Source organism: Sphingomonas sp. SKA58, from assembly GCF_000153545.1.
GTDB classification, from domain to species: domain Bacteria; phylum Pseudomonadota; class Alphaproteobacteria; order Sphingomonadales; family Sphingomonadaceae; genus Sphingobium; species Sphingobium soli.
Genome location: NZ_CH959308.1, coordinates 248,868 through 273,539 on the forward strand (window position 1 = coordinate 248,868; position 24,672 = coordinate 273,539).

Consider the following 24,672-nt stretch of genomic DNA (forward strand, 5'->3'; position numbering starts at 1 on the left):
GCCGCCATGGCCATCGCAGCGAGACGAGCGACGTCATGAGCCAGATCCGGTTATCCGATCAGGCCTATGCCGGCATCGTCGAGATCATCAAGTCGGAAAATCTGGAGGTTGGCGCGCGGCTGCCATCGGAGGCGAAGCTCGCGGAAACCTTTGGCGTGTCGCGCGCGATCGTGCGCGAAGCGCTGGTGCGGCTGGCGTCAGACGGCATCACGGAGGCGCGGCGAGGCGCCGGGTCCTTCGTCAAGAGCCGGCCTTCCGAGCGGCTGGCGGCCTTCATGCCGATGAGTGAATTGTCCACGACGCTGGGCAGTTATGAAGTGCGTTTTGTGCTGGAGGCGGAGGCCGCCCGGCTGGCGGCAACACGCCGAACCGCGCAGGAAATGGCGCATGTGGAGGAAGGCATGGCGTTGCTGCGCGAGGCTTTGCTGTCCAGTGAGCCGGCTCATGCCGAAGACATGGACCTGCACCGGCGGATCGCGGCGGCGACCGGTAATCTCGCCTTCATTCAGGCGTTCGACGCGCTGTGGCCCGATGTGGAAAAGATCATGCGCGCGGGCGTCGACATTTCGCGGTCCCGCCCCCCGGAAGTCGTCGAAACAATGCTGCGCGAACATGAAGTGATCGTCGCCGCCATCCGGGCGCAAGACCCCGAGGGTGCGGCGCTGGCGATGCGCTGGCATTTATGGGAGGGGCGCCGGAGGCTGATGCCCTGACGCCGCGACGACTCAGCGCAGCCAGCGCAGCGCAGCATCGCGCAGGGCGCACGGGTCGGCATCCGTCGTCAGGATCATGGCGCCCTCGTCCTCGTCGGGGCGCTCCAGCGTAGCCAGCTGGCTGTCGAGCAGGCTAGTCGGCATATAATGGTCCGCCCTGGCCGCCAGTCGCGCAAGCAGGCGTTCGCGGCTATTTTCCAGCAGGATGAACCGCACTGGCGCTGCAATGGCGGCGCGCAGCCGAGCCCTGTAAGCCGCGCGCAACGCGGAACAGGCTATTACCGTTCGGCCCCGATCGGTAATAGCGGCATTGGCGGCCACACCAATGCGATCCAGCCAGGGCCAGCGATCATCGTCGGTCAGCGCCTGGCCCGCCCGCATCTTGGCTACCGCTTCGGGCGCGTGAAAATCATCCCCTTCCAGAAAGGGGGCGTCGAGAGCCGTTCCCAGCAGCGATCCAAGCGTGGATTTACCACAACCGCTGACCCCCATGACGATGACGGCAAAATGCGGGGCGGTGTCAGAGGCGGATAGGGGCGGCAAAGCAGGTCCTCGCAATCGGTGCGACAACCCCTGCACAGGCATCGCCATGGTCGACCATGCTATAGGATTGGGGGCCAACCCCTGAAAACTACGACCTTTGTCGCAAGTGCCCCAGCCGCCATGCTCCTTTAGCCCTTATCCCTGGATGCAACGATATTTGGGAGAGGCGATGATGATCCGACGCAACATCATGGCGGCGCTGCTGACCGCAACCGCGATGGCAGGCGTGAACGCGACACATGCCGCCGAACCTTCGGTTTTTCCCACCGCGCCCCAGGAGCCAACCGCCGTCACCGTCGCGGGCAAGGGCGACGGTCGGGCGGATGACAGCGACGCGATCCAGCAAGCGCTCGACAGCGCGCGTGACAAGACCGGCCACGGCATGGTCTTCCTGCCTTCGGGCACCTATCGCATCACCCGCACGCTCATCGTGCCGCCAGGCGTGCGCATCTATGGCGTGGGGCCGACGCGGCCCGTCATCCTGCTGGGGGCCAGAACTCCCGGTTTCCAACAGGGTGTGTCGACGATGATCGTGTTTGGCGGCGGCGATCAATATCGCGTCGGCGACGTGCCCGTGCCGGTGCCCACCATCGTTCCGCGCGACAAGGTCGTGCGCGATGCCAATTCCGGCACTTTCTATTCGGCGATGAGCAATGTCGATATAGAGATTGGCGCGGGTAATCCTGCGGCGGCCGGGGTGCGCTTCCACATGGCGCAGCACGCCTTCCTCAGCCATATGGAATTTCGCCTGGGCGATGGATTTGCCGGCGTCTATCAGGCCGGCAACATCATAGAGAATGTCCATTTCCAGGGCGGCCGCTACGGCATCGTGACGGAAAAGACCTCCCCTGCCTGGCAATTTACCCTGATCGATTCGACCTTTGATGGCCAGCGCGACGCTGCGATCCGCGAGCATGAGGTCGACCTGACCATGGTCAATGTCGCCATCCGCAACACGCCAGTGGGGATCGAGATCGACCGGGGCTATGGTGATAGCCTGTGGGGCAAGGATGTCCGGTTCGAAAATGTCAGCCAAGCAGGCGTGGTCATCTCAAATGAAAACAATGTTTTCACCCAGATCGGTTTCGAAAATGCGCTGGCCAAGAACAGCCCGGTCTTCGCGCGCTTCCGCCAGAGCGGGCCCACGGTCGATGGCAAGGGCGATGCCTATAAGGTCGCATCCTTTTCCTATGGCTTGATGGTGCCGGATCTGGGTCATGTCGGCGAATATCGCACCGATGCCGAGATCGAGGCGTTGCCCGCCCTGCCGGCGCGGCGCGCGCCTGCCATTCGCGACCTGCCGCCGATGCAGGACTGGGTCAATGTCCGCACGTTGGGGATCGTAGGCGACGGCAAGGCGGACGATACCGCCGCTATACAAAAGGCGATCAATGCCCATCCGATCCTTTATTTTCCGACCGGCTTCTACAAGGTCACGGACAGGCTGACGCTGCGGCCGGACAGTATTTTGATTGGCCTGCACCCTGCCATCACTCAACTCTATATTCCCGACGAAAATCCGCGTCATGCCGGGCTGGGGTCGGTGCTGCCGATTCTGGAGAGCCGCAAGGGCGGGGACAATATCCTGTCGGGCCTGGGGTTGTTCACGGGCCGGGTCAATCCGCGTGCGTCGGCCCTTTTGTGGCGGTCGGGCGAAAAAAGCCTGGTAGAGGACGTCAAGATCATGGGCGGGGGCGGCACTCCCACCGCCGATGGCAGGATGCTGGGATCATTGACGGTGCATACCGGCGACCCCGTGACAGACCATCGGCTGGATGCGCAATATCCCAGCATCTGGGTAACGGATGGGGGCGGGGGAACATTTGCAGACGTCTGGAGCCCCAACAGCTTTGCCCAGGCCGGCTTCTACATCAGCGATACCAGCACGCCCGGTCATGTCTATGAAATGTCGGTCGAACATCATGCCCGCAATGAGTTCGTGCTCGACAATGTGCAGAACTGGGAATTTCTGGCGCCCCAGACCGAGCAGGAAGTGGGCGATGGGCCGGATGCCGTTTCGCTCGACATCCGCAATTCGAAAAATCTGCTGTTCGCCAATTATCACGGCTATCGCGTCACCCGCACCTATGCGCCTGAACAGAGCGCGGTGAAGCTGTATAACTCCAGCGACATTCGTTTCCGCAATGTCCATGTGAATGCCGAAAGCGGCTATGCGACCTGCGACGATGAAGGGTGCGGAACGTTCCTGCGTGCGAGCAAATATCCGTTCGACAACGCAATCGAGGATGTGTCTCGTAAATTGTTCGTGCGGGAGCGGGAGTTCGCCAAGCTCGACATCGGCGCGGCCGGCCGGACGATTCCGACACCTACTGCGAGCATGGCGCCGGTCGAGAAGCTGGAAGATGGCTTCTGGTCCATTTCCGGGGCCTCGGTGGACACCAAGGGCGCGCTCTATTTCATCGACCGGCGGTTCCAGCGCATCCACCGCTGGAGCGAGGCGAAGGGACTGGAGATCGTCCGTGACCAGGCGCTCGATCCGGTCAATCTGGCGGTGGACGCATCGGACCACCTGCTCGTGCTCTCTTCGCTCGGTCCTAAGACCGGAGTCTATTCGATAGATCCCGAAGGGCCGCTCGACCAGCTGACGCTCATCCAGCCGACCCCGGTTCGGGCTGCCGCCCGGAAGCGCACGCTGCTGCCAGTCAACTGGTGGAATAATGGCGAATTTCGCGATCAGCTCGATCACAAAAGCTACGAGTTCACGACTTTGGCCGAAATGTTCGCGCGCGACGTCAGCACGCCCAAGGCACAGGAATATGTGTCCCCAGACGGCAGCCTGGCGCTGCCGGCTTTTCGCGTGTGGCAGCAAGGGCCGATCGATCACACCGGTTGGCGCTGGTCCGACGGGCTCAATGCGAACGGCTTTGTCAGTGGGAAAATGGGTGAGCGGATATTCGTGACGAACGCATCCGAAAATGTCACCTATAGCGGGGCGATCGGAAAGGGTGGGGCGCTTGTGGACCTCAAGCCCTTCGCCAATCGCGGCGGGGAAAGCGTTGCGGTGGACGGACAGGGGCGCATCTTTGTCGCCAATGGACAGATTTTTGTCTACGGTCCCGACGGCGCGCAGATGGGTCGGATCGATGTGCCCGATCGTCCACTTCAGATCCTGTTCGGCGGCCCGGACAAGCGAACGCTTTTCATCCTGACGCATCACGCGCTGTACGCGGCAAAGCCATGAAATCAGGCGCTTTCGGGGCGTCTACGACCTATGTCGTAAGTGCCCTGGAACCGCAGCTGCGATAGGAACACCGATAATCGCCGCACAAGGCGAGGCCGACCCTGGGAGGGCGGCTGACAGAGGGAAGGATCAAGGAAGGTGAGGAAGTCCATCAGTCGCCATCGCATGGGCGCAAGTCTGGTAGCGGTAACGTTCATGGCTTTGTCGAGCCTGGCGCACGCACAGGCCGTCGCCGACGTCGCTCCCCAGGACGAAGCTGAAACCACGTCCGAGCAGAGAGCGGCGGATATCGTAGTCACCGGATCGCGTATCACGACGAGCGGCTTCACCGCGCCCACGCCTACAACCGTGATCGGCGAGGAGCAGATCGCCAATAACGCGCAGCCCAATGTGTTCAACACGATCGCACAGTTGCCGTCGCTTCAGGGATCGACGGGCGCCGCCACCGGTACGTTCAGCACGTCGAGCGGCCAGCAAGGCCTCAGCTCCTTCTCCCTTCGCGGACTGGGGACCATCCGCACCCTCACCCTGCTGGATGGGCAGCGTGTCGTCGGCGCGAACGTGACCGGCGTTCCCGACATTTCGATGTTCCCGCAATTGCTTGTCAAGCGCGTGGACGTGGTGACGGGCGGCGCATCGGCTTCCTATGGGTCGGACGCGGTTGGCGGTGTTGTCAACTTCATCACCGACACCCGATTTGAAGGGTTCAAGGGCAACATCCTGGGCAGCATCACCAAATATGGCGACGATGAAACCGCGCTGGTCCAGGCGGCCTATGGTACATCGGCGATGGATGGACGGCTGCATTTCGTCGTCAGTGGCGAATATGACCATGAAGGCGGCGTGGACGCAGGAGATTTCGGCACCGACCTTGCCGGCAGCCGCGACTGGTATCGCGCAACGACGCTGTTCAATACGGGGCAGACCAACAATGGCCTGCCACAATATGTCTATGGCGACTATGCGCAGCCATACCAATATGCTCGCTATGGCCTGATCAACAATGGCCCGCTCCAGGGCATTGCCTTCGATGCCAACGGCACGCCCTATAATTTCCAATATGGATCGAATGGCCAGCCACTCGGCAACGGTCGGGTTAGCAATTGTTTTCAGGGCAACAGCTTCTGTCAGGGCGGCGACCTTTCGGGCGCGCCAGGTTCTGGCGCATCGCTCAAGTCATCGCTGGAGCGGATCAACGGCTATACGCGCCTCGGCTATGACTTTGCCGACAACAATGAAGCCTATCTGACGGTCAATATCGCGCAGGTGAAGACCAACAACCAGCCAAGCCCCGGCTATGGCCGCGCCAACCTGACCGTCCAGTGCGACAATGCCTTCCTGCCGCAGACGGTCCGCGACCAGTGCGCGGCAGCAGGCATCACCAGCTTCGGTTTCGGCTCTTCAAACGCGCAACTGCCCGATCCGCAGGTCTATACTGACCGCAAACAATATCGCTTCGTCGGCGGCCTCAAGGGACAGTTCGGTTTGGGCGGGACTGACTGGAATTACGACGCCTATTATGAACATGGTATCACCATTTCCGACATTCGCGTCCGCGATATCGTCCTGCAAAATCGCTATGTCGCAGCGGCCGATGCCATTAACCTGAACGGCGCAGTCGTGTGCCGTGATCCGGTCGCCCGCGCCAATGGCTGTGTGCCGATGAACATCTTCGGCAACTTCACACCTTCCGCGTCAGCGCTGGCTTATGTCGCGCCGCATGAAAATGGCCCGTTCCAGCACACCAAATTGACGCAGGACGTGGTCAGCGCCAACTTTTCGGGCGAACCGGTCGAGCTATGGGCAGGCCCGCTCGCAGTCGCGTTCGGTGCTGAATATCGGCGCGAATTCTATCGCGTCAACGCCGATCCCTATGGGGCGGGCGTGTCGCCGCTCAGCCCTAATGATGAAAATTATCCGGCCGATCCGCTGCTCAATTCGGAACTCGGCAGCAACTGGGCGGCGGGCAATTACAAAAATGGCCGCGGCAAATATGAAGTTTATGAAGGCTTCCTGGAAATCAATCTCCCGCTGTTCGACAGCCAGGGGGCGGGCCGCGCGAACCTGAATGCGGCGGGCCGCGGCACCCACTACAGCACGTCCGGCACGGTCTGGGCGTGGAAGGTCGGCGGCACATGGGACACGCCGCTGGACGGCATTCGCCTGCGCGCCGTCACATCGCGCGACGTGCGGGCGCCGAACCTGTCGGAACTGTTTGCCGCGCCGACCGTGACGACGCTGCCCAACTTCAACGACCCGTTCCGCAACGTCGCCGTATCGACCTTCCAGAACACGATCGGCAATCCGAACCTCAAGCCGGAGATTGCGCGCAACACCGAAGTCGGCATCGTCCTTGCCCGGCCGTCCTGGGCGCCTGGCCTGAGCCTGTCCTTCGACTATTACAACATCAAGCTGAACGGCGTCGTGTCCAGCCTTTCCGCGCAGCAGATCGTGCAATTCTGCTTTGAAGGCAATCAAGCCTTCTGCGGGGGATTCAGCCTCGACAATGCGAACCAGCAGCAGAATTTCGTTAACGTCCAGCCGTTCAACCTGGCTTCCTGGAAGACCAGTGGCTTTGACATAGAGGCAAGCTACCAGTGGCAACAGCCGTTCGGCCTGCCCGGCACTTTCACCGTTCGCGCGCTGGGCACCCACATCCGCAAGTTCATCGTCGATGCGGGCATCGCCGGGGTCGATCCAGTCGATCAGGCCGGGGCCAATAATGGCGCCACCCCGGATTGGAAATGGCTGGCCGTCCAGACCTACGACACCGGCAAGCTGACGCTGACGGTGCAGGAACGCTGGTTCAGCGACGGCACTTTTGGCAACCAATATGTCGTCTGTCAGTCCAGTTGCCCCGTGTCGACCGGCAACCACCCGACGATCAACTATAACAAGATGAAGGGCGCCTTCTACATGGACGTGGGCGCGACCTACAAGATCACCGATCAGGTATCGATCTACGGCAAGGTCGACAATCTGTTCGATAAAGATCCCGTCGCATCGCCGCAGACCAACACCGGTCTGGACATCAACCCGGCGATCTATGACACATTGGGCCGCATCTATCGTGCGGGTGTGCGCTTCAACTTCTGATCTGATATTCCCAGTCCCCACCCACCTGTCCCGGCCCTGCACGGCCGGGACATATTTTTCCCAGTGGAGAGCGTTGCATGAAATACGGATTGAGTGGAGCTTGCGCATCCATGCTGTTGTGCCTGGCGGGCGCGCAGCCGGCGCTGGCGTCGCCATCCGTTTACATGACGGCCCCGGATGAACCCCGCGCCGTCACAGTGAAGGGCGTAGGCGACGGTCGTACCGACGACAGCGCCGCAATCCAGCAAGCGATCGACCAAGCCGCGACTGCCGGGGGCGGTATCGTTTTCCTGCCCGCCGGCACCTATCGCATCAGCCAAACATTATTCCTGTATCCCGGCGTGCGAATTTTCGGCATTGGCGCGCAACGGCCGATCATCCTCCTTGGCGCGAATACGCCAGGATTCCAGCGTGGGGTCGCCCATATGCTGATGTTTACCGGCAGCCAGCGCCAGACCGACAAGGGCACGCCACCAGCGGCGTTTCCGCCGGCAGGCAGCGTTCCGTTCAACAAGGATATCGCCGACGCCAATCCCGGCACTTTCTATTCAGCGCTCGCCAATATCGATTTTCGCATATTGGACGGCAATCCAGCCGCCACCGCGATCCGTTTTCATTCGGCACAGCATAGTTTCGTCTCCCATGTCGATTTCCACATCGGATCGGGCCTCGCCGGCCTCTATGATGTCGCCAATGAAGCGGAAGACCTGCATTTTTATGGCGGCCGCTATGGCATATTGGCGGAAAAGACCTCTCCAGCCTGGCCTTTTGCCCTGGTCGATTCAAGCTTTGAGGGCCAACGCGATGCCGCCATTCGCGAGCACGAGGCTGGACTGACCATGGTGAACGTGTCGATCCGCGACACGCCGGTCGGCATTGAAATCGACGAAGGCTACGGCGATTGGCTGTGGGGCCAGGACATGCGCTTTGAAAATGTCTCCAGGGCCGGGGTCATCATTTCCAACGAAAATAATGTCTACACTCAGGTCGGCTTCCAGAATGTCGTGGCTGCCAACATGCCGGTGTTTGCCCGTTTCCGCGAAAGCGGCCGAACGCAACAGGGGTCCGGTGCGACCTACAAGGTCGACAGTTTCACCTACGGACTGACGCTGCCGGCCGCCGGGCGCATGGGCAGCTATGAAACGGCCATGAAGGCGGTAGCGCTCGCCGCCCTGCCAGAAGCGGCCGACGCCGCGATCCGCACGCTGCCCCCGGTCAGGGACTGGGTCAGCGTGAGTGCACTGGGCGCCAAGGGGGACGACCGGACGGATGACACCGCCGCATTGCAAAGGGCGATCGACACGCACCGTGTTGTTTACCTGCCCGCCGGCTTCTATCGCGTCAGTGATACATTGCGCCTGCGCCCTAATACGGTGCTGGTCGGCCTGCACCCCAGTCTGACGCAGATCGTCCTGCCGGACGGATCGCCGGGGTTCCAGGGCGTTGGCGCGCCCAAGGCTGTCATCGAAAGCGCGCAGGGCGGCGATGCCATCGTCCAGGGCATCGGCATCAACAGCAATGGCGCCAATCAGCGGGCGACCGCCCTGCTGTGGAAGGCCGGCGAGAAGTCGATGGTCAATGATGTCAAATTCCAGGGCGGGCATGGCACCAACCTGTTCGATGGCACGCGCGTCAATCCCTACAACAATAACGCCACGGGCGACCCGGACGCGGCGCGGCGCTGGGACGGGCAATATGCCAGCCTGTGGGTGACGCAGGGTGGCGGTGGCACCTTCGCCAATATTTGGAGCCCCAGCACCTTCGCGCATCCCGGCATCCTGATTTCCGATACAAAAACACCCGGACGCATCATCCAGGCGTCTGTCGAACATCATGTTCGCAGCGAAATCACGCTGAATCGGGTGTCCAACTGGGAATTGCTGGCCCCGCAGACCGAAGGCGAGGGGGGTGAAAGCGGTGACGCCACCGCGTTGGAAATTCGCGATTCCGACAATATCCTTGTCGCCAATTTTCACGGCTATCGCGTCACCCGAACGCGCAAGGCCGCGCCTGCGGCCGTTACCTTGTACAATGCGCGCGACATCCGATTCCGCAATGTGCATGTGAACGGCGAAAGCGGCCTTGGCACCTGTGACGAAAATGGCTGTGCCACATTCCTGCGCGTTACCAAATTTCCCTATTCCAACGCGATTCAGGACGTGACCCACGGCATCGACGTGCGGGAGCGCGAATTTGCCGTGCTGGATGTGACGGGTGCGTCTGCTGCCGCCGAGCCGTCCCGCTTTGGCGCTGCGGTCGAGAAACTGGCCGATGACTTTCATTCCATCGGCGGCGGCGCGGTCGATGCCGATGGTAGGCTCTACTTCATCGATCGTCAGTTCCAGCGCATCTGGCGCTGGTCCGACGCGGGGCGGTTAGAGATCATCCGCGACGCCGCGCTCGATCCAGTCAATCTGACGATCGACAAATCCGGCAATCTGCTCGTGCTCTCGTCGCAAGGGCGAAATGGCACAGTCTACAGCTTCAAGCCCGGCACGCCAGACACGCAGATGACCGTCATCGCGCCGACGCCTGTCTCGCGGGGCAAGGACGCGATTGTCACCATGCCCGTCAATTGGTGGAACAACGGCGAATTTCGCGATCAGATTGATCCCGCCACTTATCGTTTCACCACCCTGGAAGAGATGTTCGCGCGCGACATGGCCAAGCCCAAGACGCAGCAATATGTCTCGCCCGATGGGTCCGTCGCGCTTCCCGCATGGCGGGTTTTCTCACAAGGACCAACGGACCATCGCGGTCGGCGCTTTTCCGATGCGCTCGACACCTATGGCTTCGTTCAGGCGCGCCCGGGGGAGAGGGTGTTCGTCACCAATGGATCAGAGAACCGCTCCTATAGCGGGCTAGTGGGGGCCGGGGGCACGCTGACCGATCTCAAGCTCTTTGCGAACCGTGGCGGGGAAGGGGTGGCGACCGATGCGCAGGGGCGCGTCTATGTCGCCAATGGACAGGTTTTCGTCTACGCGCCCGACGGCGAGGAGATTGGCCGGATCGACGTGCCCGAACGCCCGTTGCAACTGGTCTTTGGGGGCAAGGATGGCAGGACGCTCTACATCCTCACACACCACGCGCTGTACGCCACGCAGACGCCCCAGAACTAAAAAACAGGCTATAGTGCCGAAGCGTTGATCACATTTGAAACCATGCTGATTACTGCACCGGATAAGCCGCAGAGGGACAGAGTGATGCATCGTGCATTTGGCCGTGCTGTCATGGTGCTCCTCATTTTCTGCGCTGCGGCTGCACAGCCGGCGGATGGAGTGACCTCAGTACCGCGGCTGGAACACCGGGACGGCAGGCATGCCCTGATGGTCGATAATGCGCCATTTCTGATACTGGGTGCTCAGGCCAATAACGCCGTCAACTATCCTGCCATGCTGGATACCGTCTGGCCGGTGCTGGAAGAAATCCACGCCAATACGCTGGAGATTCCGGTTGCATGGCAACAGGTCGAGCCTGTCGAAGGGCGGTTCGACTTTTCCTATCTCGAGACGCTGCTGAAGCAGGCAAGGGAGCATGATAAGCGGTTGATATTACTCTGGTTCGGAACCTGGAAAAACACTGGCTACAGCTATACCCCAGACTGGGTGAAGTTAGACAGCAAGCGTTTTCCGCGCATGAAGACGAAAGAGGGCAAAGACCATGATGTGCTGAGCCCCCATGGCGGGCAAACGCTGGCGGCCGACCGAAAGGCTTTCGTCAAGCTCATGGAATATCTGCGCGATCACGATGCGCAGAACAGCGTCATCATGGTGCAGGTTGAAAATGAAACCGGCAGCTATCGTGTCCCGCGGGACTATGGCCCGGAAGGCGATCGTCTGTTCGCCCATTCAATTCCGGGACCCTTGTCGCGTGCAACGGGTAAGCAGGGCACGTGGGCGCAGGCTTTTGGAGACCAGGCAGACCGGGCATTCAACACATGGTATGTTGCAGCCTATGTAGAGGCCATCGCGCGAGCAGGAAAAGCGGTGAAGCCACTTCCCATGTATGTCAATGCATCATTGGCAGGGCCGTCAAACGTTCCCGACCCTGCCGGCGTTGCCAGCGGCGGGCCGCAGCAGGACGTGCTCGACATTTGGAAAGCCGCTGCCCCATCCATCGATTTTCAGGCACCGGACATCTATGACGGCAAAAGCGCCAACGTCGTCCAATATCTCGATAAATATGCGCGGCCTGACAATGCGCTGATGGTGCCGGAAATCGGCAATTCCCTTCTGTTCGCGCGGTATTTTTACGAGGCGATCGGGCGAGGGGCGATCGGCTTTGCGCCTTTCGGCATGGATCGCAGCGGCTATTTTAATTACCCGCTGGGCGCCAAGGCGCTGGACGAAAAGGTGATCGGCGCATTCGCGCTGCCCTATGCAATGATAGGGTCAATCATGCGGGACTGGGCACGTCTTTCCTATGCCCATCCCACCTGGGGTAGCGCCAAGCCCGATGACGGATCGCCCGTGTCTACCATCATGGGCAACTGGAAAATCACTGGAGAATGGGGCCAGTGGCAGTTCGGTATGAAGGAATGGGAAATGTTCGCGGCCGAACCGCCGGCTGCCGCCGCTGAGCCGGTTGGCGGTTTTGCCCTGATCCAATTAGCCGCCGACGAATTTCTGCTGGTCGGCGATCATGCGCGTGTCACGTTCGAACCCGCGCCCGACTCTCCGCCTAACGGCATCATGCTGCGTGTCGAGGAAGGCCGGTTCGAACAAGGGACATGGAAAATGACGCGGATATGGAATGGCGACCAGACCGACTATGGCCTGAACCTTACGGATCGGCCCCAGGTCCTCAAGGTCACGATGGGCCATTATCGATAGCGGGACGGCAGCGAGCGGCGCCAAAGCCAGTCCCTATCATCGCGTCGCGATATGCAATTACATCCACGCCCCCAGTTGCCAGGGCACGAATTCGAAGTCGCCGACGCCGATTATTTCCGAACGGGTCGGTGCGCCGGACGCGGTGGAGAGGATGCGGTCGTAGATCAACGCACCTGCGTCCTCGAGCGACATGCCGTCGAGAACAGGCGAACAATCCATGTCGATGTCGTCCGCCATCTTTTTGGCGAGCGCGGCATTGGAGGCCAGTTTCAGACAAGGCGCAGGCTGTGACCCGAACACCGACCCGCGCCCGGTCGTGAATGCAAGGACATTAGCGCCTGACGCGATCTGGCCGGTCGCCGAACAGGGGTCATAGCCTGGCGAGTCCATGAAACTCAGGCCATGCGTCCGCCGCGGCTCCCCATAGAGCAGTATGTCGACCAGCGGCGAACTGCCCGCCTTTGCGATCGCGCCCAACGACTTTTCGAAAATGGTCGTTAGCCCGCCCGCCTTGTTGCCGGGTGATGGATTATTGTCGAGGCTGGCGCCGTTGCGAGCGGCATAGCTTTCCCACCAGGCAATCCTGTCTTGAAGTGCGCGGGCGACGGTCGGATCAGCGGCCCGAGCCATCAAGAGATGCTCTGCCCCGTAAATTTCCGGGGTTTCCGACAGATAGGCCGAACCGCCGGCTGCGATCAGCAGGTCGGTCGCGACGCCAAGCGCCGGGTTCGCGGTCACGCCCGACCAGCCGTCCGATCCCCCGCATTGGAGGCCAAGGACAAGGTCGGACACCGGGCAGGTCTGTCGGTGATCGGCAGCAGCCTCCTCAATCAATTCCTGGACGATGGTGGTGCCTTGATTGATCGCCGCCGCCGTGCCGCCGGCGTCCTGGATCGTCAGCGTGCGCAGGCGCGGGCCGATATTCAAGCCGTGACGGTCCAGCAACGCGTCGATTTGCGCAACTTCGCATCCCAGTCCCAACATCAGCACACCGCCGAAATTCGGGTGTCGTGCATAGCCGGCCAAGGTCCGTTCCAGGACTGCGAAGCCATCCCCGGAATTGGCCATGCCGCAGCCGCTGCTGTGCGTAAAGGGGGCAACGCCGTCGATGGAGCCGGGAAGGTCCTGCTCGAACCTGCGCGCGATCCGACGCACCGCCGTTGCGGCGCAATTGACGCTTGCGATGATGCCGATGACGTTGCGCGTCCCAACCTGGCCATCGGCGCGCCGATACCCTTCGAACGCCGTTTTGTCGGGGCTAGGGCGCGCAACAGGAGCGGCGATGGTGGCTGCGAGCGAAGATGATGGCGTGTGTGAACGGTCCCCTACCGTCAAATTGTGGGAATGGACATGCGCGCCCGCCGGGATAAATTGCGATGCCTGGCCGATCACCTGCCCATATTTGCGAACCGGTTCACCATCTGCAAGGTCGCGCAGCGCCAGCTTGTGACCGGCCGGAACCGGATGAAGCACGGTCACGCCCAACACCGCCTCTCCCGGAGTCATGGCACTGGTCAGCACGGCGACATCGTCATCAGGCGCTATGAGCAACGCAGGAACCACGTTCATCGTCCTCCATATGGGATCACCAGTCCACATATAGGCAGGGTAAGCGAGTGCGCTACGCTAAATCCCGTTTTTCCAGATAATGTCTTGCCCATGGGTAATTGCATTGAACGCCCGCAATCACGCCTAGATGCAGCGCATCTCCGCCGACATCTGATCTCGGATATGGTCGATAGCAGCGCGAATTTTTGGCATCAAATGCCGGCGCCGGGGATAGACGGCCCAAATCGGTTCTTCGTCCGGCCGAAGGTCGGGCAGGACGAGCCTCAACTGACCGCTCCGAATATGCGGTAAGACATAAAATTCCGGAAGCTGGCAGATACCCATGCCCGCCAGGCACGCATCCACCACCGCCAGGCCGCTATTGCAGCGAAAACGAGCCTGGGGCCTGTATAGCAGCGCCTTGCCATCGACCTTGAAATGCCATGTCGGGCTTGTCCCGGCGACACAGTCATGACGGTCCAGGTCCTCGACGCAAGTGGGCGCAAGCGCGCGGTCGTCGAGATAGGCCGGGGCCGCGCATGTCAGAAAAGACCGATCGCCGATCTTCGTGCCGATCAGGCGCGTGTCCGTCAGCGCGCCCGTGCGGATCGCAAGATCATATCCCTCCACGATCAGATCGACGACCCGGTTGGTCAAATCCAGGGTGACGCTCAACCGGGGATGCCGCATGGCGAAGCGGCGCATGATGGGGGCGAGAAACCGTTCGCCCATGGCCGTGGAGCAGGTGAGCTTCAGCTCCCCTTGGGGTTCGCTTTCCTCGTGGATAAGCGCCAGCATGTCCTCCCGGTCTGCGATCAGCTGCCGGCAATGGTCGAGCAGCGACCGGCCGGTGTCGCTCAGTCGGACGACGCGGGTGGTGCGGTGGAAAAGCTGAGTCTCCAGCCGTTGCTCCATATCCTGTATGGCCCGGCTGATATGCGATGTAGACACGCCCAATGCCCTCGCTCCACCAATGAAAGAGCCGGCGGTCGCGACTGCGACAAATTCGTCGATTCCGTCCCAGCATGACATGCTATTATCCCATATGCGGCATGATGAATTTCCTGCCCAAGGCCTTATCGCATCGGCGGGATATTGATAACAGGACTTCAACATGTGAATGAGGCCGAGGGTCGCCATGCCGGCCCTCGCCCAAACCGAAATCCAGGAGTTGAGCATGAAGACGAGAGCAGCCGTAGCCTTTGCCGCCAAGACCCCGCTGGAAATCGTCGAGGTCGATCTGGAAGGACCGAAAGCCGGTGAGGTTCTGGTCGAGATTATGGCGACGGGCATTTGCCATACAGACGCCTACACGCTGGACGGCTTTGACAGTGAGGGCATTTTCCCGTCGATCCTGGGTCATGAAGGCGCGGGCGTCGTCCGGGACATCGGCCCGGGCGTCACCAGCGTCAAGCCTGGCGACCATGTCATCCCGCTTTACACGCCCGAATGTCGCCAGTGCAAAAGCTGCCTGTCGGGCAAGACCAACCTGTGCACCGCGATCCGGGCGACCCAGGGGAAGGGGTTGATGCCTGATGGCACGACCCGCTTTTCCTACAAGGGCCAGCCGATCTTTCATTATATGGGTTGTTCCACCTTCTCCAACTTTACCGTGCTCCCCGAAATCGCGGTCGCGAAAATTCGCGAGGACGCGCCCTTCGACAAGAGTTGCTATATCGGTTGCGGCGTTACGACCCGGAGTGGGCGCTGTCATCAACAGCGCCAAGGTCACGCCCGGTTCGAACGTGATCGTTTTCGGTTTGGGCGGGATCGGCCTCAATGTCCTGCAAGCCGCCCGCTTGGTCGGGGCGGACCGGATCATCGGGGTCGATATCAACGCGGACAAGGCCGAATGGGGCAAACGCTTTGGCATGACCCATTTCTACAATCCGGCAGGCAAAAGCACCGCGGATGTGGTCGCCGACCTGGTTGCGCTGACAGATGGTGGGGCGGATTACACGTTCGATTGCACCGGCAATACCGAAGTCATGCGCCAGGCGCTGGAGGCATGTCATCGCGGTTGGGGCGTTTCCACGGTGATTGGCGTGGCGGAAGCAGGCAAGGAGATTTCCACCCGTCCATTCCAGCTCGTGACTGGCCGGGTTTGGCAGGGTAGCGCCTTTGGTGGTGCCAAGGGGCGCACGGACGTGCCCAAGATCGTGGACTGGTACATGAACGGCAAAATCGAAATTGATCCGATGATCACCCATGTCCTGACGCTGGAAGACATCAACAAGGGGTTCGATCTGATGCACGCGGGCGAAAGCATCCGATCGGTCGTGGTCTTCTGATCCGACAGGGTCGGGAAGGGCAGGAGCGCCTGACCATCGGTGCGGCGCCCTGGCCTGGATCTGACCTCTTTTCCAAGGCTTATCTTTCCGGAGCGACAAATCATGACCATCGAAACCGTCTCCACCAACCAAAGCTTTGGCGGGGTGCAGGGCGTGTACAGGCACGCGTCGTCAGCCACTGGTACGGACATGATGTTTTCGGTCTTCGTGCCCCCGCATGAGGAAGGCGCGACGCTGCCCGTCGTCTGGTATCTGTCGGGCCTCACCTGCACGCATGCCAATGTCACGGAAAAAGGCGAATATCGTCGGCTATGTTCGGAACTTGGCCTGATCTTCGTCGCACCCGATACCAGCCCCCGGGGCGAAGGCGTGGCGGACGATCCTGATGGGGCTTATGATTTCGGCCTTGGCGCGGGCTTTTATGTCGATGCGACGCAGGAGCCTTACAGCCAGCATTACAGGATGTGGTCCTATGTGACGCAGGAACTACCCGATATCGTCGCGGACCATTTTCCCGTCGATCGGGACCGGCAATCCATCATGGGCCACAGCATGGGCGGCCATGGCGCGCTGACGATCGGCCTTGCCTATCCCGATCGATTCAAGGCCATTTCCGCTTTCGCGCCGATTGTCGCGCCATCACAGGTGCCCTGGGGACAGAAGGCGCTTGACGGGTATCTGGGAGACGACAGGGCAGCGTGGCGCAAGCATGATGCGGTGGCGATGATCGAGGATGGCGCGCGATGCGGCGCGCTGCTGGTGGATCAAGGGAGTGCGGACAATTTCCTGGACGATCAACTCAAGGCACACCTGTTGGCGGCAGCTTGCGAAGCAGCGGGAATCGACCTGACACTGCATTTGCAGCCGGGTTATGACCATAGCTATTATTTCATCTCGACCTTTATGGCCGACCATCTGCGCTGGCATGCAGAACGCCTTTAGCTGCCTCTAGTTTGGCGCATTGGTCAAAAAGCAAGACGGCGCGGGCTGATCCCCCTTCGCATCACATCATCCGCTCGCGAAGATTCAGGAGGATCACCAGGGTGCCACCCACCATCAGCGCAACAACAAGAGTCGAAAACAGGATGAGTTGAAGATCGTCCCGCGCAGATCGTCTGAGGCTGATGTGCAGAAAACAGCGAAATTGGAGCACGATCTGCGTAAAGGCCAGCGTCAGCACCGCCGCGAAGGTAAGTTTTGGCGAAGCAATCGGCCATTGCACGATGGCGAAGGCGACGCCCGTCATCACGATGGCCCCTGCATATCCCACAAGGTAGGAACGGACTTCCGCCCGCCTTTCGTCGTTCCCGTTCATGGCAGGAGACCCGGCAAGTAGACTGTGGAAAATATCGCGATCCACACGATGTCGAGGAAATGCCAGAAAAGTCCCAGCCGAAGAAGGTTGATCTTGACCCGCGCGTCGAGTCCGAAGACGCGTAACTGCACCATCATCACCAAAATCCAAACAATGCCGGCGATGACGTGCAGGCCGTGAAGCGGAACCAGTCCGAAAAAAGCCGATAGAAAGCCGCTTCGTGTCGGGTAGGCTCCTTGCGCGAACATGTCAGAAAAATCGTGCCATTCAAAGGCGAGGAAGATCAGGCCCAGCAGAAGAGTGACCGCCAGCCAGCGATGAATTCCGCCTAAAGGCGAACCATGCTTCATCGCTACCGAGGCCATGCCATATGTCAGGCTGCTGGTCAGGAGCAGCAGCGTTTCCGCGAATGTCGGCCCAATTTTGAACACACTCGTTGGCGTTGGTCCTCCCGCCGTGGCAGGCAGCATGACGCCATAGGTAGCGAACAGCAGAGCGAAGATCACAGCGTCGCTCATCAGGAAGATCCAGAAACCGAATATGGCATGTTCGGCTTCCGCATGGGTCTTGGCGTCCGTTCCGCCAAGGTTCAGGCCGGCATGTTTGGTTTCGCTGGCGCTCATGATCGCACCAGGGCCAGGCCTTGATTGGCGGGGCTGGTTTCGATTTCCCGCGGGACCGGCTGCGCCCTGGCCGTCGCCTCGCGCCAGCTTTCATCGATCCTCGCCACTTCGGATGCAGGGATGACGCGATGGGTGTCTCGCACAAAGCTGCGTGCGACGACCGCAGCGAAAATGACAATCAGGCCGAAAATCGCCAGCCACCACATGTGCCAGACGAGCCCGAAGGTCGCAGCGCCGCTCGCGATACCAATGACGGGCGCCACGGCGCTGTTCCTGGGCATCCATATGTCATGATAGGCAATCGGCGGGGCGTAGGGCGCGTATTTGCGCTTCGCGTCGTAAAACCAGTGCGCCTGATCCACATGAGGAAGGCGGGCAAAGTTGAATTCCGGCGGTGGGGCGGAAACGGACCATTCCAGCGCGCGGCCATCCCATGGATCGCCCACGAAAACATCATTGGCGCCGCGGCTACGGATGCTGACCCAAAGCTGGACTATCAATGCGGCAAAGGCGCACAAGAGGATCAGTGCGCCAGCTTCGGCCATAAAGAGCCAAGGCCGATAGGCCGTCTCCATGACGGCCTGGGTACGGCGCGCCATTCCGCTTGCGCCGAGCACATAGAGCGGCATGAACGCCAGGTAGAAACCAACTATCCAGCACAGGCATGAGATACGGCCCCAGCGTTCGTCCAGCCGATATCCAAACACCTTGGGAAACCAGAATGTGTAAGCTGCCAGCAGGCCGTAAAGCGTGCCGGGTATCAGCATATTGTGAAAGTGCGCCACCAGGAACAGCGTGTTGTGGACGATGTAATCGAGGGGAGGAAAAGCGAGAATGATCCCGGTCAGTCCGCCCAGAACAAATGTCATCATGAAGGCTAGCGCATAGATCATGGGGGTCGTGAAACGCACCTCGCCCCGGAACATCGTCCAGATCCAGTTGTAAATCTTCACGCCGGTCGGCACTCCGATAGCCATGGTGGCAATGCCGAAAGCCGCATTGATACTGGCACTTTGGCCCATGGTGAAAAAATGGTGGAGCCAGACGGTGAAGGACAGCACGGCGATAGCCATGGTTGCGATTACCAGTGATTTATAGCCGTACAGCTCTTTGCTGGAAAAAGTGGAAACGACTTCTGAGTAGATGCCAAAGGCTGGCAGAATGACGATATAGACTTCAGGATGCCCAAACATCCAAAAGAGATTGGCGTAGTGCATCATGTTGCCGCCAAGTGCATTCGTGAAGAAATGAAAGTCCAAATAGCGGTCCAACGCCAGCAGCGCGGTGGCGACCGTGAGGGGAGGCATCGCAAAGATCATGAGGATGGCGGTGCAAAGGCTGGTCCAGGTGAAGAGCGGCATGCGCATCAGCTTCATTCCCGGGCAGCGCATCTTGTAGATCGTGACGGCAATGTTGATCCCCGTCATCGTAGATGCCAGCGAACCCAGAGTGACGGCCCAGATCCAGTAGTCCGGGCCAACGCCCGGATTGAAGCCGATTTCGGTGAAGGGCGGATACCCGCTCCAGCCCCCCGTCGAAAACCGACCGATGACCAGCGAGGCCATCATGAGGGCCGCCCCCGCGGCTGTCAGCCAAAGACTGATCGCGTTCAATACAGGAAAGGCGACGTCACGGGCCCCTATCTGAAGCGGAACCAGATAGTTGATGAGACCGGTCAGAAACGGCATCGCCATGAAGAAGATCATGATCGACCCATGGGTACTGAACAGCTCGGCAAAATGTTCAGGCGCGACGAAGCCGGGATTCCCGATGGCAACCGCTTGCTGCAAGCGCATGAGATTCGCTTCCACCAGCGCGCGCGCCAACATGACCAACGCGATCACTATGTAGAGAATGCCGATCTTCTTATGATCCAGGCTGGTGAGCCACTCCGTCCACAACCAGCGCCATCGCCGCAACACAGTGATGAGGACAAGAACCGCGATGCCGCCGACCACAACGATTCCGCCCGCCGCAGCCGCGATCAGTTCGTTAGTCGTCGGATTGTGCCAAGCCCGCACGAAAGGCAGCGAATCCCAGGTGAACCGCCCCAACAGCATAGGCCACACCGGGTCCGTCATCGGATAGCCTCTTCCTTCTGCATATTTGCCATCATCAGATGTTCGAACAGGCCAGGCGGCACTTTGGAGAAGAAAAGGGGGCGTTGCGCCACCGATTTTCGCATGAGGCTTTTCAAAACATTGTCGTCAAACGGCTGCCCATCGGCGGCCCGACGCGTCAGCCAGTGTCGATACTCACGGTCCGGCATGGCGACGACAGAAAACTTCTGATGCTGAAAGCCGGCACCATTGAACTGGGTATTAAGGCCGCGATAGACGCCCGGTCTGTCCGCGGCAAAGTTGAGTTGCGTGCGCATCCCCGCCATCGCATAGATCTGCCCGGCAAGCTGGGGAATGAGCAGGGACTGCATGACTGTTCCGCTCGTCAGGCTGAGATGCACAGGGCGTCCGACTGGCACGGCAAGCTGATTGACGGTCGCGATGCCATCGTCCGGGTAGATGAAAAGCCACTTCCAGTCGAGCGCCACCACCTGAACCTCTAGCGGCGGCTGTTTGGAGGGCAGCGCCCGGTAGGGGTCAAGCTGGTGCGTGGCGTCCCAGAGCAGCACGCCAAGACCTGCAACGATCGCAATGGGCGGTAGCCAGATCAGCGCCTCTAACGACCAGGAGAAGCCCCAGTTGGGCCGATAGGCGTCATCCTTATTGTCCAGTCTATAGTGATAGGCAATCAGCGGCACGAGCAGCAGCACCGGGCCAGCCACGAAGATCAAAACCACCGCAACGATCTTGTAAAGACGCCACTGTTCGGCCGCCACCGGACCTGCGTGGTTCATGACCCCGAGGTCCAGCGCCCCGCAACCGCCAAGCAAAAGCAGAAGGGCCGCCAAGCACGCCATCCGCCCCCACCGGAGCAATCCCCCACTTGCCGACATGCTGGTCAGGGTGCGTCGTCAGCGACGACGATCCGCACCGGGACGCCCTTGGCAGCGGGCGTCTTGGACAGCTTGTCGTGATACCAAAGCGGGATGAGCGGGTTCATCTCCGGATAATAGGCGCCCACGCAGCCGTCGGGCAGGTCGAACGACGTCACGGTCAAGCCATCCACCCGCCGTTCAACTCCGTCATCCGCATCGCTTGCCAGTCCGACTATCTGCCCCTCGCTCAGTCCCGCAGCAAGGATTTCGCGAGGGCTCATCAACAAGACGTCCCGCGTGCCCTCAATGCCGCGAAGGCGGTCCGAATAGCCATAAATGGTCGTATTGAACTGATCATTGGATCGCATGGTGATCAGGCGATAGCGCCCCGGCTTGTCGGGCACGCCCATGCTCGTCAGCGTGGTGGGCGTCGTGAATTCCGCCTTGCCGCTCTGCGTCTTCCATATCCGTTCGCGGGCTGCATTGCCCTTGAAAAAGCCGCCCGGCGTAAATTTACGGGCTTCGAAATCTTTGAACTTCTCCGGATAGGTTGCCTCGATCAAGGCCCGGACTTTGGAATAGTCGGCGACCCACTCGTCCCATTTAACAGACGGTCTGGGCGGGAGCGTGGCCTTGGCCATGCCTGCGACGATCGCGAGTTCCGACAGCAGATGCTCACTGGCGGGCTTGCGCTTCCCTACAGATCCATGGATCATCGACAAGGAATCCTCCATCGTCACGACCTGGGGGCCGCTTGCCTGCATATCCTCCTCGGTTCGGCCCAGGCAAGGAAGCAGATAGGCAATTTCTCCATTGACGAGGTGGCTGCGGTTGAGCTTCGTCGCGATCTGGACGGTAAGCCGCATTTTGGTCCATGCCGCCTCCATCTTATCCCGTTCCGGGATGGCGCGCACGAAATTCCCGCCAAGCCCGACAAATGCCTTTATGCTGCCGTCGATCATGCCCTCGCAAGCTTCAACCGTGTTAACGCCTGTTTCGGGTGGCGGCTCGAAGTCGAAAATGGCTCTGAGGCGGTCATATGGCACAAGCTCCGGTTTTTCGGAGATGCCGACCGTGCGCTGCCCCTGGACGTTCGAATGCCCGCGAACCGGCGATATTCCCGCGCCATCGACCCCAATATTGCCGCGCAGCAACAGCAGGTTAACGAGCATGCCGATCGTCTGCGATCCGTGGACATGCTGGGTGACGCCCATGCCGTAGATGCCAATGACCTTTTCGGCGTCGCAATATATCTGTCCGGCTATCTCCAAGTCGGCCCGACTAAGGCCGGATTCCTGCTCAATTTCATCCCAGCCGGTGGCCCGCACCTTTTCCACGAGCGCTTCAAAACCCTGGGTATGCTGTTCAATGAAGTCGTGGTCGATCACATGCCGTTGCTGCTCGGCCATGAGACGATCCTCGACGGCCAGGACATGCTTGATCATTCCCATGATGGCGGCGATGTCGCCCCCTGGCTTCACCTGATAGTAAAGAGACGATATCTGCGTCGGCTTTTGGGTAACCATCTGCACGGGGTTTTGCGGGTCGACAAATTCCAGCAGCCCTTTTTCCCGCACGGGGTTGAAGGTCACGATCTTGCAGCCGCGCTCTACAGCGGACTTGAGCGTGTGGAGAAAGCGCGGACTGTTCGTGCCCGTATTCTGCCCGAAGAAGAAGATGGCATCGCACAGGTCGAAATCCTTGAGCTGGCACGTCCCGACTGGCGAACCCGTCACCTTCTTCAGCCCGACAGACGTCGTCTCGTGACACATATTCGAACTGTCTGGCAGGTTGTTGTGCCCGTACAGGCGGGCAAAGAGCGCATATAGATAGGATGTTTCGAGACTGGCGCGACCGGAAGCGTAGAAGACGGTCGATTTCGGGTCCAGCGAACGAAGTTCAGCGCCTATCGCGGAAAAAGCCTCGTCCCAACGGACGGAGACATAATGATCGGTGGCGCGGTCGTAGCGCATCGGGTGCGTGAGGCGGCCGGCCTGCTCGAGATCATAATCACTCCATCGGCGAAGTTCCGTGACGCTGTGCTGTTCAAAGAAAGCAGGCGTGCATGTTCGCGTGGTCAGCTCCCACAGCGTGGCCTTGGCGCCATTCTCGCAGAATTCGGCGGGATGGGGATGCTCTGGCTTGGTCCAGGCGCACGAAACGCACATGAACCCGCCCGGCTTGTTCTGCCGCGCCAATGTTTCGAGGGCCATCGGCGTCGCCCACTCCTTGCCGAAGATGCGCGCGACCCCCTTTAGCGAACCAAATCCGCCGGAAGGCCCATCATAGTGAACTGTGTCGTCATCTTGCGCCATGGAACAGTCTCGTTTTACGGCGCCCCCTGTAATGTTTTGTTACATTTCGCGGCGCGGGGCGCAACCCGTTGAGGAGCAATGTCCTATCCACACATGCCAATTACCCATGCTGGGCTCGTCGGGCACCCGGGACGCATGCGGCAACGCGCGATCGGCTCGTCCGTCATTCCGGGCGGAAGGGATTCCCTGAATCTCCCTATTGAACCCTGAAACGGACCGAGCCCATGTGATCGCCCAGCCATGGCACGAAGAGGCCTGCGGATGGTTCTGATGCGGAAGGAGGATTGCGTGGATCAACCATATAGTGACGGACACGCTCCCGATCTGCTGCCTGGACGCTTGCTACGGCGCCCCGGCGGCATCGCGCAGGATGAAAGTTTCGAAGGCGTCCGGATTCTTGATTCAAGGCTTGCGTATCAGATATCGTCAGAGGCTCCCATGCTGGTCCTGCATGAGGGCGCAATTCATGCCGAGGGGCCGGTATGGCAGGCCTCGCACCGGCGCCTTCTGTTCTCCGATGTGCCCAACAGACGCCTGAACGCCTGGTATGAGGATGATGGCCGTGTTGAGACTGTCCTTGAACCAACCTGGTTCATGAATGGCAACGCCATCGCCGCAGACGGTTCGGTATGGCATTGCGAACATGGTCGCCGTTGCATCAGCCGATCAGATGCCGACATATCCGGCGTACCCGTACCCATCGTCACCCATTTCGAGGGCAAGCGCCTCAACTCGCCCAATGATGTGGCTGTGGCGCCCGATGGGGCGATCTGGTTTACCGATCCCATCTTCGGCATTGCGATGCCCAGCCAGGGGGCGCTCGCCCGACCGGCCCTCGATCATCGCAGCGTCTATCGCTTCGACCCTAAGACGTCTGCGCTCGCGCGCGTAGCCGATTTCGAGCAGCCGAACGGCGTTGCGCTTTCGCCGGAAGGTGGGGTCCTCTACGTGTCCGACACGTCTGTGTCCTTGGGCGAAGTACCCGGCTTCAAGGCGGGGTCAAGGCGCGAGGTATTTCGCCTTTGCGCCGATCATGAGGGAAAATGGGGGGCGCCCACACGCTTCTGTCACACCGATAAAGGCTATCCGGATGGCTTCAAAGTCGACCAGCGCGGCTGGCTATGGGCGAGTGCCGGCGACGGCGTCCATATCTATTCAGAAGCAGGAGTGTTGATTTCCACTGAGAAGTGACCCGGGTAGGGCGTAAATTTCCACTGAGAATTGACCCATGTTGAACTCGTCCCTGGCTTTGACAAGCG

15 protein-coding genes and 1 pseudogene are annotated in these 24,672 nt (G+C 60.4%); 8 read left to right on the top strand and 8 right to left on the bottom strand.

The features are described 5' to 3' along the window. Window positions 1–35: 35 nt before the first annotated feature. Window positions 36–713, top strand: a complete 678-nt coding sequence (locus SKA58_RS16385) for a FadR/GntR family transcriptional regulator (protein WP_009823590.1) — start codon at window positions 36–38, stop codon at window positions 711–713. 12 nt (window positions 714–725) lie between these two features. On the opposite strand, the gene SKA58_RS16390 is transcribed toward SKA58_RS16385, so the two are convergent. Next, window positions 726–1,304 (bottom strand): gluconokinase, encoded by a 579-nt coding sequence (locus tag SKA58_RS16390; protein ID WP_009823591.1) that lies wholly within the window; start codon window positions 1,302–1,304, stop codon window positions 726–728. A gap of 124 nt (window positions 1,305–1,428) precedes the next feature. On the opposite strand from SKA58_RS16390, the gene SKA58_RS16395 reads away from it, so the two are divergent. The 4 genes from SKA58_RS16395 to SKA58_RS16410 all read left to right on the top strand — a co-directional run bounded on the left by SKA58_RS16395 (window position 1,429) and on the right by SKA58_RS16410 (window position 12,386). Next, window positions 1,429–4,458 (top strand): glycosyl hydrolase family 28-related protein, encoded by a 3,030-nt coding sequence (locus tag SKA58_RS16395; RefSeq protein ID WP_037543955.1) that lies wholly within the window; start codon window positions 1,429–1,431, stop codon window positions 4,456–4,458. Between the two features lie 195 nt (window positions 4,459–4,653). After that, window positions 4,654–7,554 carry a TonB-dependent receptor plug domain-containing protein gene (locus tag SKA58_RS16400; RefSeq protein WP_009823593.1) on the top strand — a complete coding sequence of 967 codons (2,901 nt, stop codon included), beginning with the start codon at window positions 4,654–4,656 and terminating at the stop codon, window positions 7,552–7,554. Window positions 7,555–7,631: 77 nt separating this feature from the next. Continuing rightward, complete coding sequence (locus SKA58_RS16405) at window positions 7,632–10,673, top strand: glycosyl hydrolase family 28-related protein (RefSeq protein WP_037543825.1); 3,042 nt, start codon at window positions 7,632–7,634, stop codon at window positions 10,671–10,673. Window positions 10,674–10,784: 111 nt separating this feature from the next. Next, complete coding sequence (locus tag SKA58_RS16410; protein ID WP_009823595.1) at window positions 10,785–12,386, top strand: DUF5597 domain-containing protein; 1,602 nt, start codon at window positions 10,785–10,787, stop codon at window positions 12,384–12,386. A gap of 57 nt (window positions 12,387–12,443) precedes the next feature. Here SKA58_RS16410 and SKA58_RS16415 read toward each other — a convergent pair whose 3' ends face one another. Both SKA58_RS16415 and SKA58_RS16420 read right to left on the bottom strand, forming a co-directional pair. After that, window positions 12,444–13,955, bottom strand: a complete 1,512-nt coding sequence (locus tag SKA58_RS16415; protein WP_009823596.1) for a UxaA family hydrolase — start codon at window positions 13,953–13,955, stop codon at window positions 12,444–12,446. Window positions 13,956–14,078: 123 nt separating this feature from the next. Beyond that, a complete protein-coding gene (locus SKA58_RS16420) occupies window positions 14,079–14,966 on the bottom strand; it encodes a LysR family transcriptional regulator (protein WP_037543828.1) in 888 nt (295 codons plus the stop codon). 145 nt (window positions 14,967–15,111) lie between these two features. Here SKA58_RS16420 and SKA58_RS16425 point away from each other — a divergent pair. Continuing rightward, window positions 15,112–16,225, top strand: a pseudogene (locus SKA58_RS16425) (S-(hydroxymethyl)glutathione dehydrogenase/class III alcohol dehydrogenase). 108 nt (window positions 16,226–16,333) lie between these two features. Next, complete coding sequence (fghA, locus tag SKA58_RS16430) at window positions 16,334–17,167, top strand: S-formylglutathione hydrolase (RefSeq protein WP_037543957.1); 834 nt, start codon at window positions 16,334–16,336, stop codon at window positions 17,165–17,167. A 61-nt stretch (window positions 17,168–17,228) separates the two neighbouring features. Here the strand turns inward: fghA and SKA58_RS16435 are convergent, their stop codons facing one another. The 5 genes from SKA58_RS16435 to SKA58_RS16455 are packed head-to-tail and all read right to left on the bottom strand — an operon-like array spanning window position 17,229 to window position 23,413. Then, window positions 17,229–17,540 carry a cytochrome o ubiquinol oxidase subunit IV gene (locus SKA58_RS16435; RefSeq protein ID WP_009823601.1) on the bottom strand — a complete coding sequence of 104 codons (312 nt, stop codon included), beginning with the start codon at window positions 17,538–17,540 and terminating at the stop codon, window positions 17,229–17,231. After that, window positions 17,537–18,163: a cytochrome c oxidase subunit 3 gene (locus tag SKA58_RS16440; RefSeq protein WP_009823602.1), complete on the bottom strand. Its 627-nt coding sequence runs from the start codon at window positions 18,161–18,163 to the stop codon at window positions 17,537–17,539. The genes SKA58_RS16435 and SKA58_RS16440 overlap by 4 nt, the downstream gene beginning before the upstream one ends. Continuing rightward, window positions 18,160–20,244 (bottom strand): cbb3-type cytochrome c oxidase subunit I, encoded by a 2,085-nt coding sequence (locus tag SKA58_RS16445; RefSeq protein ID WP_156784251.1) that lies wholly within the window; start codon window positions 20,242–20,244, stop codon window positions 18,160–18,162. Before SKA58_RS16445 ends, SKA58_RS16440 begins: the two co-directional genes overlap by 4 nt. Continuing rightward, on the bottom strand, window positions 20,241–21,080 hold the full coding sequence (locus SKA58_RS16450) for a cytochrome ubiquinol oxidase subunit II (protein WP_156784252.1): 840 nt from the start codon (window positions 21,078–21,080) through the stop codon (window positions 20,241–20,243). The genes SKA58_RS16445 and SKA58_RS16450 overlap by 4 nt, the downstream gene beginning before the upstream one ends. A gap of 41 nt (window positions 21,081–21,121) precedes the next feature. After that, window positions 21,122–23,413: an FdhF/YdeP family oxidoreductase gene (locus SKA58_RS16455; protein WP_009823605.1), complete on the bottom strand. Its 2,292-nt coding sequence runs from the start codon at window positions 23,411–23,413 to the stop codon at window positions 21,122–21,124. A 438-nt stretch (window positions 23,414–23,851) separates the two neighbouring features. Between SKA58_RS16455 and SKA58_RS16460 the strand changes: the two genes are divergently transcribed. After that, window positions 23,852–24,604, top strand: coding sequence for an SMP-30/gluconolactonase/LRE family protein (locus tag SKA58_RS16460; RefSeq protein WP_198005992.1), 753 nt, complete (start codon window positions 23,852–23,854; stop codon window positions 24,602–24,604). Window positions 24,605–24,672 lie beyond the last annotated feature (68 nt).